At 59.2% G+C, this 14800-nt stretch carries 16 protein-coding genes; 11 read left to right on the top strand and 5 right to left on the bottom strand.

Going from position 1 to position 14800, the window contains the following annotated elements:
* Positions 1 to 17 precede the first annotated feature (17 nt).
* The 11 genes from ASD36_RS27425 to ureG all read left to right on the top strand — a co-directional run bounded on the left by ASD36_RS27425 (position 18) and on the right by ureG (position 7049).
* On the top strand, positions 18 to 320 hold the full coding sequence (locus tag ASD36_RS27425) for an urease subunit gamma (protein ID WP_037099076.1): 303 nt from the start codon (positions 18 to 20) through the stop codon (positions 318 to 320).
* Positions 321 to 329: 9 nt separating this feature from the next.
* A complete protein-coding gene (locus ASD36_RS27420) occupies positions 330 to 584 on the top strand; it encodes a DUF1272 domain-containing protein (protein ID WP_060505909.1) in 255 nt (84 codons plus the stop codon).
* A gap of 17 nt (positions 585 to 601) precedes the next feature.
* Positions 602 to 907 carry an urease subunit beta gene (locus ASD36_RS27415; RefSeq protein ID WP_060505908.1) on the top strand — a complete coding sequence of 102 codons (306 nt, stop codon included), beginning with the start codon at positions 602 to 604 and terminating at the stop codon, positions 905 to 907.
* Positions 904 to 1338, top strand: a complete 435-nt coding sequence (locus ASD36_RS27410) for a lysozyme inhibitor LprI family protein (protein ID WP_082512269.1) — start codon at positions 904 to 906, stop codon at positions 1336 to 1338. The genes ASD36_RS27415 and ASD36_RS27410 overlap by 4 nt, the downstream gene beginning before the upstream one ends.
* 7 nt (positions 1339 to 1345) lie before the next feature.
* Complete coding sequence (locus ASD36_RS27405; RefSeq protein WP_060506085.1) at positions 1346 to 1996, top strand: hypothetical protein; 651 nt, start codon at positions 1346 to 1348, stop codon at positions 1994 to 1996.
* 5 nt (positions 1997 to 2001) lie between these two features.
* A complete protein-coding gene (gene ureC, locus ASD36_RS27400; protein ID WP_060505907.1) occupies positions 2002 to 3711 on the top strand; it encodes an urease subunit alpha in 1710 nt (569 codons plus the stop codon).
* Positions 3712 to 3739: 28 nt separating this feature from the next.
* Complete coding sequence (locus tag ASD36_RS27395; protein WP_060506084.1) at positions 3740 to 4420, top strand: TIGR02117 family protein; 681 nt, start codon at positions 3740 to 3742, stop codon at positions 4418 to 4420.
* A gap of 188 nt (positions 4421 to 4608) precedes the next feature.
* Entirely contained in the window at positions 4609 to 5148 is a 540-nt protein-coding gene (locus ASD36_RS27390) for a peroxiredoxin (protein ID WP_060506083.1), read from the top strand.
* A 106-nt stretch (positions 5149 to 5254) separates the two neighbouring features.
* Complete coding sequence (ureE, locus tag ASD36_RS27385) at positions 5255 to 5737, top strand: urease accessory protein UreE (protein ID WP_060505906.1); 483 nt, start codon at positions 5255 to 5257, stop codon at positions 5735 to 5737.
* The gene (locus tag ASD36_RS27380; protein WP_060506082.1) at positions 5730 to 6401 is read left to right on the top strand and encodes an urease accessory protein UreF; all 672 of its coding nucleotides are present in this window, start codon (positions 5730 to 5732) and stop codon (positions 6399 to 6401) included. The genes ureE and ASD36_RS27380 overlap by 8 nt, the downstream gene beginning before the upstream one ends.
* Positions 6402 to 6437: 36 nt before the next feature.
* Positions 6438 to 7049, top strand: coding sequence for an urease accessory protein UreG (gene ureG, locus ASD36_RS27375; protein WP_060505905.1), 612 nt, complete (start codon positions 6438 to 6440; stop codon positions 7047 to 7049).
* A 78-nt stretch (positions 7050 to 7127) separates the two neighbouring features.
* Here the strand turns inward: ureG and ASD36_RS27370 are convergent, their stop codons facing one another.
* The 5 genes from ASD36_RS27370 to ASD36_RS27350 form a co-directional block, all read right to left on the bottom strand.
* Entirely contained in the window at positions 7128 to 10430 is a 3303-nt protein-coding gene (locus ASD36_RS27370) for an efflux RND transporter permease subunit (protein WP_060512035.1), read from the bottom strand.
* Between the two features lie 14 nt (positions 10431 to 10444).
* Entirely contained in the window at positions 10445 to 11638 is a 1194-nt protein-coding gene (locus tag ASD36_RS27365; protein ID WP_060505903.1) for an efflux RND transporter periplasmic adaptor subunit, read from the bottom strand.
* A 366-nt stretch (positions 11639 to 12004) separates the two neighbouring features.
* Entirely contained in the window at positions 12005 to 12997 is a 993-nt protein-coding gene (locus ASD36_RS27360; RefSeq protein WP_037099053.1) for an ABC transporter substrate-binding protein, read from the bottom strand.
* A 49-nt stretch (positions 12998 to 13046) separates the two neighbouring features.
* The gene (locus ASD36_RS27355) at positions 13047 to 13919 is read right to left on the bottom strand and encodes an ABC transporter permease (protein WP_060505902.1); all 873 of its coding nucleotides are present in this window, start codon (positions 13917 to 13919) and stop codon (positions 13047 to 13049) included.
* A complete protein-coding gene (locus ASD36_RS27350; RefSeq protein ID WP_060505901.1) occupies positions 13916 to 14800 on the bottom strand; it encodes an ABC transporter permease in 885 nt (294 codons plus the stop codon). Before ASD36_RS27350 ends, ASD36_RS27355 begins: the two co-directional genes overlap by 4 nt.

Below are 14800 nucleotides of genomic sequence, written 5' to 3'. Positions count from 1 at the left end.
AATCCCGGTGACCACGCATGAACCTGACACCTCGTGAAAAAGACAAATTGCTGATTTCGATGGCAGCCATGGTCGCCCGCCGGCGGCTGGAGCGCGGCGTCAAGCTCAACCATCCCGAAGCAATCGCCCTGATCACCGATTTTGTCGTCGAGGGTGCGCGCGATGGCCGCTCGGTGCCTGACCTGATGGAGGCGGGCGCTCATGTGATCACCCGCGCTCAGGTGATGGAAGGCATTCCCGAGATGATCCACGATATCCAGATTGAGGCGACGTTTCCGGATGGGACAAAGCTTGTCACCGTCCATGAACCCATTCGCTGAGGAAAGACCATGCTGCAACTGAGACCCAATTGCGAATGCTGCAACAAGGATCTGCCGCCTGGCAGCCGCGAAGCCATGATCTGCAGCTTCGAATGCACCTTCTGCACGCAGTGCGTCACCGATGTTCTCGATGGGCAATGCCCGAACTGTAGTGGCGAACTCGTGCGCCGCCCGGTTCGTCCAGCAGCCAAGCTCGGCAAGTTTCCGGCCTCCACCGAGCGCGTTCTGAAAGCCGAAGGCTGCGCGCCGATCAAGGCTGCCTGAAGAGGAGAGACGATACGATGATCCCCGGTGAAATCCTTGCGGCAGAGGGCGAGATCGAGCTGAATGCCGGGCTGGACACGGTATCGCTGGAGGTTTCCAATAGCGGTGACCGTCCCGTCCAGGTCGGCAGCCACTATCATTTTGCCGAAACCAATGCCGCCTTGCTGTTTGACCGGGCCGTGGCACATGGCAGGCGCCTGGATATTCCAGCCGGAACCGCGGTGCGCTTTGAGCCGGGACAGACGCGTAGCGTCACGCTCATTCCTTTTACCGGCAAGCGCGAGGTTTACGGCTTCCGCCAGAAGGTCATGGGCAAGCTATGAGGCGTTTCCTCCTCACGTCAGTTTCGCTTGCGGTCACGTTGTTTCAAGGCGTTCTCCTTGCACAGGCGCAAGAGGATCCGCAGGTCGATTGCGCCAATGCAATGACCCAGGCGGATATGAACATTTGCGCCAACAAGGATTATGAGGCGGCCGATACGGAGCTGAACGCGGTCTACAAGAAGGCCATGGCGGCGATGAAGGATACCGACAAGGAAATGGCCGGTATCGCCCCCAGCTATGTCGGTGCCGTCGAAGCTCTGAAGAAGGCCCAGCGCGCCTGGATTGATTATCGCGACGGCCAATGCGAACTGGCCGGTTTCGAGGCGCGGGGCGGTTCGATGGAGCCGATGCTGGTCTCCGGTTGCCTGGCGGACCTGACCAAGAAGCGAACCGAGGAACTGAAGGGCCTGACGGAAGGTGCTGGAAACTGAGGTGTCCGTGACCGCGAGCCGGACCATCATGATCGTTGGCAATGGTCCGGTGCCGGATGGTGCGGCCGCCATCATCGATGCGGCTGATCTGGTGATCCGCTTCAACGATTGCCGTTCCTGCGGAGCGGGTGGGGAGAAGACGGATATCGTTGCCGTCTGCAACACCGGACGTCCGGCGCTGGCCATGCTGGGGGGCGGGATGTGGAAGACGAAAGCGGCGGTGCGGCGGGCAAGCGCGATCTGGTGCGTTCGTGATGGAGACAAGTTTCAGGCGTTGCGGCCGCAGCTGGCTTTGACGCATCCGGATCTTGATGATCTCTGCGACGATTATACCGATGGTTTTCGCACCTTTGCCCAGGCGACCGGCCGCGCCTTTCATACGATCCCGGCGTCTACGCATGAGCGTGTCGATGCGGGGCTGAAGCCATTCGACCCCGGCGAATATGTCGTGCCGAGCAGCGGTTTGATTGCGATTGCCGAAGTGCTGGCTCATTGGCGCCGCCCGACGAATCGCGTGGTTCTTGCCGGTTTTGGCCATGCGGGCTGGGAGTGGCATCCTTTTTCTGCCGAGCGCCGTTATGTCGATGACCTGATTTCCAAGGGGCAGCTGTTGCGCCTCGATCCGACCAGTTTACCCGCCTTTGCTCAGGGAGCCTGAAAGCCATGTCCTACAAAATGTCGCGCGCGGCCTATGCCAGCATGTTCGGCCCCACCACCGGCGACAAGGTTCGGCTGGCCGATACCGAGCTGTTCATCGAGGTGGAAAAGGATTTCACCACCTATGGCGACGAGGTGAAGTTTGGCGGTGGCAAGGTCATTCGCGACGGCATGGGCCAGAGCCAGGCCACGCGGGCGCAAGGGGCGGTCGATACCGTCATCACCAATGCGCTGATTGTTGATCATACCGGCATCGTCAAGGCCGATATCGGCTTGAAGAACGGCCGGATCGCTGCGATCGGCAAGGCTGGTAACCCGGACACCCAGCCGGGGGTGACCATCATTGTCGGTCCGTCGACGGAGGTGATTGCCAGCGAAGGCAAAATCATTACGGCAGGTGGCATGGATGCCCATATCCATTACATTTGCCCGCAGCAGATCGAGGAAGCCCTGATGTCGGGGATCACCACGATGCTTGGCGGCGGCTCCGGCCCGGCGCATGGCACGCTGGCAACCACGTGCACCGGCGCGTGGCATATCGAGCGGATGATCGAGAGCTTTGATGCCTTTCCAATGAATCTCGCGCTGGCTGGCAAGGGCAACGCCTCGCTTCCGGCGCCGATCGAGGAGATGATCCTTGCCGGGGCCTCCAGCTTGAAGCTGCACGAGGACTGGGGCACGACGCCAGCCGCCATCGACAATTGCCTGTCGGTTGCCGATGCCTTTGACGTGCAGGTGATGATCCACACCGATACGCTGAACGAAAGCGGTTTCGTCGAAGATACGATCGGGGCCATCAAGGGGCGCACGATCCATGCCTTTCACACCGAAGGCGCGGGCGGCGGCCATGCCCCTGATATCATCAAGATCTGCGGCCAGCCGAACGTCATCCCGTCCTCAACGAACCCGACCCGGCCCTACACGGTCAATACACTTGCCGAGCATCTCGACATGCTGATGGTCTGCCATCACCTGTCGCCGTCGATCCCGGAAGACATTGCCTTTGCCGAAAGCCGTATCCGCAAGGAGACGATCGCAGCCGAAGACATCCTGCATGATATCGGCGCGTTCTCGATCATTTCGTCCGACAGTCAGGCCATGGGCCGCGTTGGCGAGGTGGCGATCCGCACCTGGCAGACGGCCGACAAGATGAAACGGCAACGGGGCCGGCTGCCGCAGGAGACCGGCGAGAACGACAACTTTCGCGTCCGGCGCTATATCGCCAAATACACGATCAACCCCGCGATCGCGCAGGGCCTTTCGCATGAGATCGGCTCGATCGAAGTCGGCAAGCGTGCCGATCTGGTGATGTGGAATCCGGCGTTCTTCGGGGTGAAGCCCGATATGGTGCTTCTTGGCGGCATGATCGCGGCTGCCCCGATGGGGGATCCGAACGCCTCGATCCCGACGCCACAGCCGGTGCATTACCGGCCGATGTTTGGCGCCTTTGGCAAGGCACGAACCAATTCGTCCGTCACCTTCGTATCGCAGGCATCGCTCGATGGTGGGCTGCAGGCGCGGCTCGGTGTTGCCAAGCAGCTCGTTGCGGTGAAGAACACCCGTGGTGGCATCGGCAAGGCCTCGATGATCCACAATAGCCTGACGCCGCATGTTGAGGTGGACCCCGAAACCTACGAGGTTCGGGCCGATGGCGAGCTCTTGACCTGCGAACCCGCAACGGTGCTACCGATGGCGCAGCGCTACTTCATGTTCTAGCGCGGTTGTTGATCGAGAAAGAATGCTGATGTCCTGGAGACGGCCCGTGCGCTGGCTGGCGGCCGCTGTGTTTACCGCGGTCTTGGCGATTGTTGCCGGGACATTCGTGCCTCGGCCTTTGTGGCATACCGCGAAAGCCGATGCGGAAACGAGGGAGACGCATCGGATTCTTGTGCTGTCCAACCCGATCCATACGGACATTGCCATTCCAGTCACTGCCGAAACGCTGGGCCGTTTTCCGTTTCTCGCGGAAAGCGGCATGCCGGTTGCGCATCCGGACGCACGCTGGCTGGTTTTCGGCTGGGGTGGCCGGGCGTTTTATATCGAGACGCCCACATGGTCGGAGTTGAAACCGGTGCCATTGTTCAAGGGGCTGACGCTTGATCGCTCGGTCATCCATGCCGATGTCGCGGGCGAGATTCTCGAGCCCGCGGATCATGTTGCGGGTTTTGAGATCGGGCCGGATGAATACGAACGGCTGCTATCCTTCATCGAAGCGAGCTTTATGTCAGCAGGCGGCCGAATCGAGGCGATTCCGGATGTTGCCTACGGCGCCAATGACCGTTTTTTCGAGGCCAACGGCTGGTTCACTGCTGTCCTTGGCTGCAATACCTGGACGGCCAAGGCGCTTCGCGAGGCAGGGTTGCGAACCGGCTGGTGGAATCCATTACCGATTTCCCTGTCGGCATCGCTGGCGCTGTATAATTGAAATAATTGACTTTTTGTCGCAGGCACAGGCATGCGCTGAGTGCAGGTCAGCCATGCGGCGAGTGTTTTTCGTCGCCTTTGTGCTGCATCGCAGCAGCCATTGCTATAGAAAAAGGGTCACTTCCTGCGCCGGGTTCCTCCCAAGACCTGCCGCGCGGGACGTTTATCTTTCAAGGAGTATCCATCATGATCATTGGCAGAAAAGTTCCGTCCGTTACCTTCCGCACGCGTATTCGCGACGAAGCCGTTGGCGGTGCCAATCCATTCCGCTGGCAGGATGTTTCGTCGGCCGATTATTTCGCCGGCAAGCGCGTCATCCTGTTTTCGCTGCCGGGCGCGTTTACGCCGACCTGCTCGACCTTTCAGCTTCCCGACTTCGAAAAGCTGACGGCTGATTTCCGTGCCGAGGGCATTGATGAAATCTACTGCATCTCCGTCAACGACGCCTTCGTGATGAATGCCTGGGGCAAGTCGCAGAACCTCGAAAACGTCAAGCTCATTCCTGATGGCTCCGGCGAGTTTACCCGCAAGATGGGCATGCTCGTTTCCAAGGACAATCTCGGCTTCGGTATGCGTTCCTGGCGTTATGCCGCCGTCATCAATGACGGTGTCGTCGAACAGTGGTTCGAGGAAGAAGGCTATTGCGACAATGCCGACAACGACCCGTATGGCGTCTCGTCGCCGCAGAACATCCTCGGCGCGCTGCAGTCGGAAAAGATCGCTGCCTGATTTCAGGCAAGGGTGATTTTCGTCAAATCCGGCGCCGGGCCTGTTTGGTCTGGCGCCGGATTTTTTTGTTGTTACAGTCATATGATTGAATTTGAAGGCTCGTTGAATGCCCTATCGCTCGACTGAGATCCTGTCGCCCGGTCCAACCGACAAGACAGCGCTGCATACGATTGCTCTTGCCCATGACAAGCGGCACCTGCGCCGCAAATTGCTGCATCTCGACAATGACGATGTGGTGATGCTTGACCTGAAGGAGCCCGTCATGCTGGCTGATGGCGATCTTCTGGTATTGGACACCGGGGAGTATGTCCGCATCGCTGCGATTGATGAGCCGCTCTATGACATTCGCCCGCGAGATCCCCTCCACCTGATCGAACTCGCCTGGCATCTCGGCAATCGGCACCTTGCCGCAGAAATCCGGCTGGAGCGGATTTTGATTCTGCGTGATCCGGTGATCAAGGCGATGCTGGAAGGTCTGGGCGCTGCGATCAGTGAGGTGACGGAACCGTTTCAGCCGATGCGCGGTGCCTATCATGGCTCCGGTGGACATTCGCATGGTCATGGCGGCCACCATCACGCCCATGACTGATCATGCCGACACCAAAGCGCTGCTGCGGCTGGTGACATGGTTGTCGCCAGCCTTTCCGGTCGGGGCGTTCTCCTATTCCGGTGGGCTTGAGCAGGCGGTGCACGATGGTCTGGTGCGTGACGCGCCGGGGCTTACGCGATGGCTGAAGGCGTTGATCGAACATGGTTCGAGCTGGAATGATGCCGTACTTCTGGCCGAGAGTTATCGGGCTTGTGGAGATACACCTCGACTGGCGGAGTTAAGAGAACTCGCTGAAGCCCTTGCCGGATCGCGCGAGCGCCATATGGAAACCATGCTGCAAGGAGAGGCGTTCCTGATGGCAGCTGCCCATTGGCCGCATCCGGTGCTCGATACCCTGACAGGTGCGGTTGCCTATCCTGTTGCCGTTGGGGCGATTGCGGGCGCGCATGGCACGGGACTTGAGCCGCCGCTGGCTGCCTACCTGCATTCGACGGCATCCAATCTGGTTTCGGTGGCAATCCGTTGCGGGGTGATCGGGCAGACACACGGAGTTGCTGTGCTTGCCGGGCTGGAACCGGTGATCGCTGAAACAGCGGCACGGGCTGCGACGAGCACGCTGGACGATCTTGGTTCCGCGACCATCACGGCCGATATTTCAGCGCTGCGCCATGAGACTTTGCATTCGCGGCTCTTTCGGTCCTGACAGTTTCGAGCCCGCTTTCTTGAAAGGAATATTACGATGAAATCTGCCAATGGCCCCCTTCGCGTCGGAATCGGCGGTCCAGTCGGCTCCGGCAAGACAGCGTTGACCGACAAGCTCTGCAAGGCGATGCGCGAAACATATTCGGTCGCCGTCGTCACCAATGATATCTACACCAAGGAAGATGCCGAGGCGCTGGTACGCATGCAGGCACTGCCGTCGGACCGGATCGTTGGCGTCGAGACCGGCGGTTGTCCGCACACGGCAATCCGGGAAGATGCGACGATCAACCTGCAGGCCATTGCCGATCTCAACCGGCGCATTCCGGATCTCGACGTCATCTTCATCGAATCCGGTGGTGACAATCTGGCAGCGACCTTTTCGCCTGATCTTGCCGACATCACCATCTATGTCATTTCCGTCTGCCAGGGCGAGGAAATCCCGCGCAAGGGCGGACCGGGGATCACACGCTCGGACCTTCTGGTGATCAACAAGAAGGACCTGGCGCCCTATGTCGGTGCCGATCTCGACGTCATGGAGCGGGACGCCAACCGTATGCGTGCTGCGCGGCCTTTCGTGTTTTCCGACATGAAACGCGGCGACGGTATCGAGACGATCGTCGATTTTCTGAGGGTTGAAGGCGGGCTGTGAAGAGAGCGCTGTTTCAAGACGAAAAAGCCCGGCCGCATTTATGAGGCGGCCGGGCTTTTTGAGGGGGGCGAGCTGGAACTATTCCGCTGCGAGCGCGGGGTGGTTGATGACGTTGCCGCCGCGTTTGGGGGCTTCCAGCTTGTCGAGCCGTTTTTGCAACTCGTCGATCGTCTTGCCCTGATCCGTGACGATGCCCGTCAATGCTTCGTTTTCAAGCACCTCCAGTTCCTCATCCTTCTTGCCGACCATGCGGCCGAACAGCCAGCCCATCAGGCGGGATACGTCGTCCATGATCAGGAAGAACGACGGCACGACGAGAAGCGAGAGCACGGTGGATACGATGATGCCGCCGATAACGGCGATCGCCATCGGTGCGCGGAACGAACCGCCTTCGCCGACACCGAGTGCTGAGGGAATCATACCCGCCGACATGGCGATGGATGTCATGATGATCGGCTGAGCGCGTTTGCGGCCGGCCTCGATCATGGCCTGGACACGTTCCATGCCCTGACGCTTCATCTCGACGGCGAAGTCGACCAGCAGGATGGCGTTCTTGGTGACGATACCCATCAGCATCAGGACACCGATCATGACCGGCATCGAGAATGCATTGCGGGTCAGGATCAACGCCACAGCGACGCCGCCGATTGCCAGCGGCAGCGACAGGAGAATGGTGAAGGGCTGGATCACATCCTTGAACAATAGGATGAGCACCACCAGCACCATCAGCAATCCGAGCAGCATGGCGTTGCCGAAGCTCTGCATCATCTCGCTCTGGATCTTGGTATCGCCGCTCTCGGCAAGCCGAACGGTCGATGGCAGCTTCGTCTCGTCGACGATCCGCTTGAACTCTGCGGTCGAGGTATCGAGCGCGGTCCCCTGCGGCACATCGGAGCCGATCGAGGCCACCTTGTTGCGAGCATTGCGCAGGATTGAGCTTGGTCCTTCGGAATAGCTGATATCGGCAACGCTATCGATCGGAACCGTCGAGCCAGACGCGGTCTTCACCTTCAGGGCGCCGATCGCTGCGAGGTCACGGCGAACGTCAAGTGACGTCTGTACCCGGATCGGGATCAGCCGGTTGTCGAGCGAGATCTTGGTCAGTGCTGCATCGACATCACCGGTCGTAGCAACGCGGATCGTCTGGGAAATCTGCTGCGGCGTGATGCCGAGACGTGCGATTTCATCCTTCCGCGGATGAATCTGCAGTTCCGGCCGGGGCAGGGCGCCTTCCGAGCTGACGTTGGACAGGATGGGTGACGCGCGCAGTTTGCCTTCCAGCAGGCTGACGGCCGCATTCAGGTCGTCCTCGTTGGACGACAGGAAGTTGAAGGTCAGTTCACGTTCGCCGCGATCGTTCAGCTTGGTGATGCGTACATCCGGAATGCCGCGCAGGTTGGCGAAGATGTCCTTTTCGACGTCCCACTGCGGACGTGTCCTGCCATCCATCTTCATCTTCGGCATATACTGCCCGATCAGCGGAAGATTGCCGAGACCCTTGTTGACCAGGGTTTTGACAAGCGAATGGTCGATGGTCCCGAGAATGATGCGGACCGTTGCACGGCGCAGTTCAAGATCGCCCTTCGGCGAGGCGCCGCCGAGCACGAAGACGCTCTCCACGCCATCGATACCGCGCACAGCGTTGTAGATCTGTTCAGTTGTGGCGTCGGTTTCAGCAAGAGTTGCGTTTGGCGGCAATTCGACCGACAGCACGACGCGCGATGAATCGTCCGGCGGCATGAAGCTGCCTGGCACCTGCGCCATCAGAGCCAGGGAACCTGCCAGGAAGGCGAAAGCGGCGAGCATCGTTGCGTAGCGCATATACCAGCGCCGGGTCGTGGCGCTGACCAGCCAGGTATAGCCCTTCATCATGCGCCCATCATTGTCATGATGGTCGTCAACGCCGTCCTCGGGCTTCATCAGGTAGGCTGCCATCAGTGGCGTGATCAGACGCGCGACCATCAGCGAGAAGAAGACGGAGAAGGCGACCGTCAAGCCGAACTGAATGAAATATTGTCCGGCAATACCGGGCATGAACGAGACCGGCACGAAGACGGCGATGATGGTGAAGCTGGTGGCGATAACCGCTAGCCCGATTTCGTCGGCGGCGTCGAGCGAGGCCCGGTACGGCGTCTTTCCCATCTTGATATGCCGGGCAATATTCTCGATTTCGACGATCGCGTCATCGACGAGAATACCCGTCGCCAGTGTCAATGCCAGGAAGCTGACGAGATTGAGCGAGAAGCCCATCAGATCCATGATCCAGAATGTCGGGATCGCGGACAGGGGCAGGGCAACCGCGGCGATAAGCGTCGCCCGCCAGTTTCTCAGGAAGAGAAGCACGACGATAACGGCAAGGATCGAGCCTTCCAGCAGCGTGTGCAGCGCAGCTTCATAGTTGCCGTAGGTGAAATAGACCGAGTCATCGACCATTGCGATGTTGACTTGGGGATGGGCGGCACGAACCGTATCGAGGCTTTTCGCCACGGTTTCTGCGACGGTGACTTCGCTGGCGCCCTTGGATCGGAACACTGCGAAGGTGACCGATGCGTCACCATTGAAGCGAGAGAAGGATTTCTGCTCTTCATAGGTATCGGTGACGGTGCCGAGATCGGAGAGCTTTACGAACCGGCCATTGAGCAGTGCGATCGTCGTATTGGCGAGTTGGGCCACGTTGCGAGCGTCGCCGAGTGTACGGATGGTCTGCTCGTTTCCGCCGATCTGGCCGCGGCCCGAGCCGAGGTCAACGTTGGTGCTGCGCAGCTGATTGTTGACATCCGGGGCTGTGATGCCGAAGGAATCGAGCTTGTTCGGATCAAGCTCGACCTTGATTTCCCGGTCGGAGCCGCCGTAACGGTCAATCCGGCCAACGCCGACCTGACCCTGCAGGGCGCGCTTGATGGTATCATCGACGAACCAGGAGAGTTCTTCCAGCGTCATATCAGGCGATGTGACGGAGAAAGTCTGGATGGCTTGGCCTTCGACATCGATCTTGGTGACGACAGGTTCTTCAACGTCGGCAGGCAGATCGCTGCGGATGCGGTCGATCGCGTCCTTGGTGTCCTGGACGGCTTCTTCCGTGGGCTTTTCGATACGGAAAACGACTGAAGTGACCGACTGTCCGTCGGTAACCGTGGATTGGATTTCGTCAACACCGGCGATCGAGGCAACGGCGTCCTCGACCTCCTTGGTCACCTGCATTTCCAGTTCCGACGGCGAGGCGCCGTTCTGGGTCACGGTGATCGCGACCACCGGGACGTCGATGTTCGGGAACCGGGTGATCGGCAATGCGTAGAACGATTGAATTCCCAGGTAGAGCAGGAGCGCGAAACCCAGGATCGGCGCGATCGGGTTGCGGATGGACCAAGCAGAAAAGTTCATCTCTTTGACCTCGATCAGTTCGATACGGTTTCGGCGGCCGCCAGCACGGGTTTGATGCGATCACCGTCGCGCACGAAGGCGCCGGCTTTCGTAATCACCCGGTCGCCCTGCTTCAGCCCGCTGCGGATTTCGATATATCCGTTATCCTGTATGCCGGTTTCAACTTGCGCAACATGCGCCACGTCACCCTCAACCTTGCGGGCGACCATGCCGACCTTCGTATTGGTGACCGCCGAAAGCGGCAGGACGAGCGCCTGTTTTTCCGTGACGATGATCTGCGCCCGAGCATACATGCCAACCCTGGCTTTTTCGGGTTCCAGCAGGCTGATATAGACACTGCCGAGGCGGGTCTGGGTGTCGATCACCGGCGAAATCAGGCGGATTCTCCCGTCGATCTGCGTCTTGCCGTCGGCAAGCGTCACCTTTGCCTTCTGGCCGATCTCAAGCTTAGGCAGGTCGGTTTCGATAATTTCCGCCTTCATCTCAACGGCTCCATCGCGAATGATGGTGAACAGCGGCTCACCGGCGCCGTTCGCAATGGCCCCGACCTTTGCGGTGCGTGCCGAGACCACGCCGGTTACTGGCGTTTTCACATCCGTGCGGACAAGCCGCAGATCGACATCGGAAATCTGCGCCTCGACGACCTTGATATCCGCCTTGGCGACAGAGACCAACTGGTCAGCCGAGCGGACGCGCGCAAGCGCTGCGGTGGCGGCGGCTTTTTCCTGGTCACGCTGCGCTGTCGACATCGAACCCGCCTCGGCGAGCTTTTTTGATCGTTCGCTGACCCGGACGGCTTCGTCCGCATTGGCCTGCGCTTCCGCAAGTTGTGCCTGATATTGGGCAAGAGCGGCCTCAGCCTTGGCAAGGCTTGCGGCATATTGGCTCTTTTGCAGCACAAGCATATCCTGGTTCAGGGTCGCGAGCGTGCTCTCTGCCTCAACCCGGTCACCGACATCGGCGTTCAGCGTGCGAATGGAAAGCCCGTCGACCAGCGGGGAGACATAGGTCTCATCGACGGCTTTTACCGCACCGGTTGCCACGACCCGATCGACAATCGGCCTGGATGCCACCTCGGTTACGACAATGGACGGCAATGTCTGCGTGGCTTCCGGCTTGGCGGCCTCCTGCGCGAATGCCGTGCCGGATAGCAAAGTCAGCAAAAGAGCAGTGGAAATTCCAAACGCAAACGTCGTGTTACGGGCCATCGGCTCACTTTCCTCGAATTCCGGATAAATCAGTTCGCTGACGCCGAAAACATTGCCTGGATGGGCCGGTCGCCGTCATATGCAGGAAAGGAAGGAAATAGCGCGCCGGTTGCAATTACGTTACGCGTAAATTTTCTCCCGCATCCTCCTCAGAATGCCTTCGGGCTCTATTTAGTTAGAGCCATTCGGCTATGCAAGATCATAGAAATAAAGAATGGTGCCTCATTATTTTATTTGTTGGGTGCCATCAATGCAACTTCCGTTTTATGTCTTTTTGTTGCGCAAACGTATTTGCAAGTGTTGCAAATGAGAAACGCGCGGGAACCAGCCCGCGCGTTTCTTCTGTCAAAAGTATTATAAAAATGCCTATTTGAGAGCGGCGTCAGTAATCTCATGCGTGAAGGCGCCTGATGGTTCCTTGCTGATAACGGGGTCGGATCCACCCTTCAGCAGCGAAGCAACGGTGCGTTTGTAGTCGGCGTCATCCAGCGCGCCGTTCGAGCCTGCCGTCAATTTGGCAACTTCACTCATCATGCGCTTCTGGTGTTCTTCCGTCTGGGCGCCGGTAGCGTCGTTCTCAAGAACGATGCCGGCGGCTTCGTCGGTGTTTTGCTCGGCGTATTTCCAGCCCTTCATCGAAGCGCGCACGAACTTGACCATCTTTTCCTTGAAGGCCGGATCCTTGAGCTTGTCTTCAAGCACGTAGAGACCGTCTTCCAAGGTTGCGACGCCCTGATCCTGATACTTGAAGACCACCAGGTCATCCGGCTTGATGCCGGCGTCGATGACCTGCCAATATTCGTTATAGGTCATGGTCGAGATGCAGGCAGCCTGCTTCTGGATCAGCGGATCGACGTTGAAGCCCTGCTTCAGGACGGTGACGCCATCCGGGCCGCCATCGGTCTTGAGACCGAGTTGGCTCATCCAGGACAGGAACGGATATTCGTTGCCGAAGAACCAGACGCCGAGTGTCTTGCCCTTGAAATCGGCAGGAGAGGCGACGCCGGATTCCTTCAGGCAGGTCAGCATCATGCCCGAGGACTTGAACGGCTGGGCGATGTTGACGAGCGCCACGCCCTTTTCGCGGGTTGCAAGCGCAGATGGCATCCAGTCGACGACGACATCGGCGCCGCCACCGGCGATGACCTGCGGAGGTGCGATGTCCGGGCCGCCCGGCTTGATCTCGACATCGAGACCTTCGGCTTCATAAAAACCCTTGTCCTTGGCGACGTAATAGCCGGCGAACTGGGCCTGCGTGACCCATTTCAGCTGCAGCACCACCTTGTCGGCGGCCATGGCATGGAATGCGGACAGCGAAAAAGCGCTTGCCAGCAGCAATGATGCAAGTCTTGTCTTCATGTCAGTTCCCTCTTTTTTGTTGTACCCGCCCACCACGGGCAGGTATTTTTTAAGCCGTCCGCGCATTCCGCACGGACGGATGCCAGAACGTGACAGCCCGCTCGATGAGCGCGACTATCCCGTAAAAGGCGGAGCCAGCCACCGCCGCAACGGCGATTTCGGCCCAAACCATATCGACATTCATGCGTCCCACCTCGGTGGAAATCCTAAACCCCATGCCGACGATCGGCGTGCCGAAGAATTCCGCGACGATCGCGCCGATCAGCGCCAGAGTGGAGTTGATCTTGAGTGCGTTGAAAATGAAAGGCCATGCCGCTGGAAGACGCAATTTAACAAGGGTTTGAAACCAGCTGGCGGCATAGGTGTGCATCAGGTCGCGCTCCATCGAACTTGCCGCAGCAAGGCCTGAAACCGTGTTTACCAGCATCGGGAAGAACGTCATGATGACGACGACCGCCACCTTCGATTGCCAGTCGAAGCCGAACCACATGACCATGATCGGTGCGACGCCGATGACGGGCAGGGCGGAGACAAAATTGCCGAGCGGCAGAAGGCCCTTCTGCAGGAAAGGCGAACGGTCGATGGCAATCGCAACGAGGAAGCCGAGCCCGCAGCCAAGCGCATAGCCGGTGATGACGGCTTTTAGGAACGTCTGCTGGAAATCGGCCCAAAGTGTCGGCACCGAGTTGATCAGCCGCGTCCAGATCATCGACGGTGGCGGTAGCAGCACCGAGGGAACATTGAGCCCGCGCACCAGTCCTTCCCAGAGAACCAGAATGCTGACGCCGAACAGCAGGGGAACTGCCAGACGAACAACGCTGTTTGCTGACGGGATGCGGAATTTCCTGCGCACCAGCCATTCATTGGTTGCCCAGGCCGCAAGCCAGAAGACGATGGCGCCGAACAGAAGACTATAGTTCATGGTTTCATCCCCATGCGCTTGAGGACGGCGGTGTGGGCAAGCCCGACAATGATCACCAGGGTTGCGGCGAGCGCTGCCGCCATGAACAGAGCCGACCAGATCTGCACCGTCTGGCCATAATAGGAACCGGCGAGCAGGCGGGCGCCGAGACCGGACACGGCACCGGTCGGCAATTCGCCGACGATGGCACCAACCAGCGAAATGGCGATGGCGACTTTCAACGAGGCGAAGAGATAGGGCATGGACGACGGCCAGCGCAGCTTCCAGAAGGTCTGCGACGGGCTGGCATAATAGGTGTGCATCAGGTCAAGCTGGATCTGTTCAGGCGCGCGCAGCCCCTTCACCATGCCGACGACGATCGGGAAGAAGCTCAGATAGGTGGAGATCAGCGCCTTGGGCAAAAGCCCGGATATGCCGACGGCATTGAGGACGACAATGATCATCGGCGCGATGGCGAGGATCGGAATGGTCTGGCTGGCAATGACCCAGGGCATCAGTGAGCGATCCATCGCCCGGTTATGGACGATGCCAACCGCCAGCAGGATACCGAGCACGGTGCCGATGCCAAACCCGAGCAGTGTGGCGGAGAGTGTGATCCAAGCATGGTAAACGAGGCTTCGCTTGGAGGTGACCGGCATTAAAACCGTCGTGTTCCAGATTTCGGCGATCACCTGATGCGGGGCAGGCAGAACCGGCCGTTGCTGGAACATGGTTTTCGGCAGGATTTCGGAAAAGGTAATCTCCGTTCCCGCCCGCGCAGCCGTGTCGCGCTCGAATGGCGCGTTGAGGAAGACTGCGGAAACATACCAGATAATCAGGACGGCAAGCAGGATGACGCCCACCGGCATGATGCTGTCTTTGAAAAGGTTCGGCTTTTCCAT

The sequence above is a fragment of the Rhizobium sp. Root1334 genome, assembly GCF_001426665.1.
Lineage (GTDB): Bacteria > Pseudomonadota > Alphaproteobacteria > Rhizobiales > Rhizobiaceae > Pararhizobium.
Note: the sequence above shows the minus strand (reverse complement) of the source record. Positions and strands in the feature narration are given on the sequence as shown.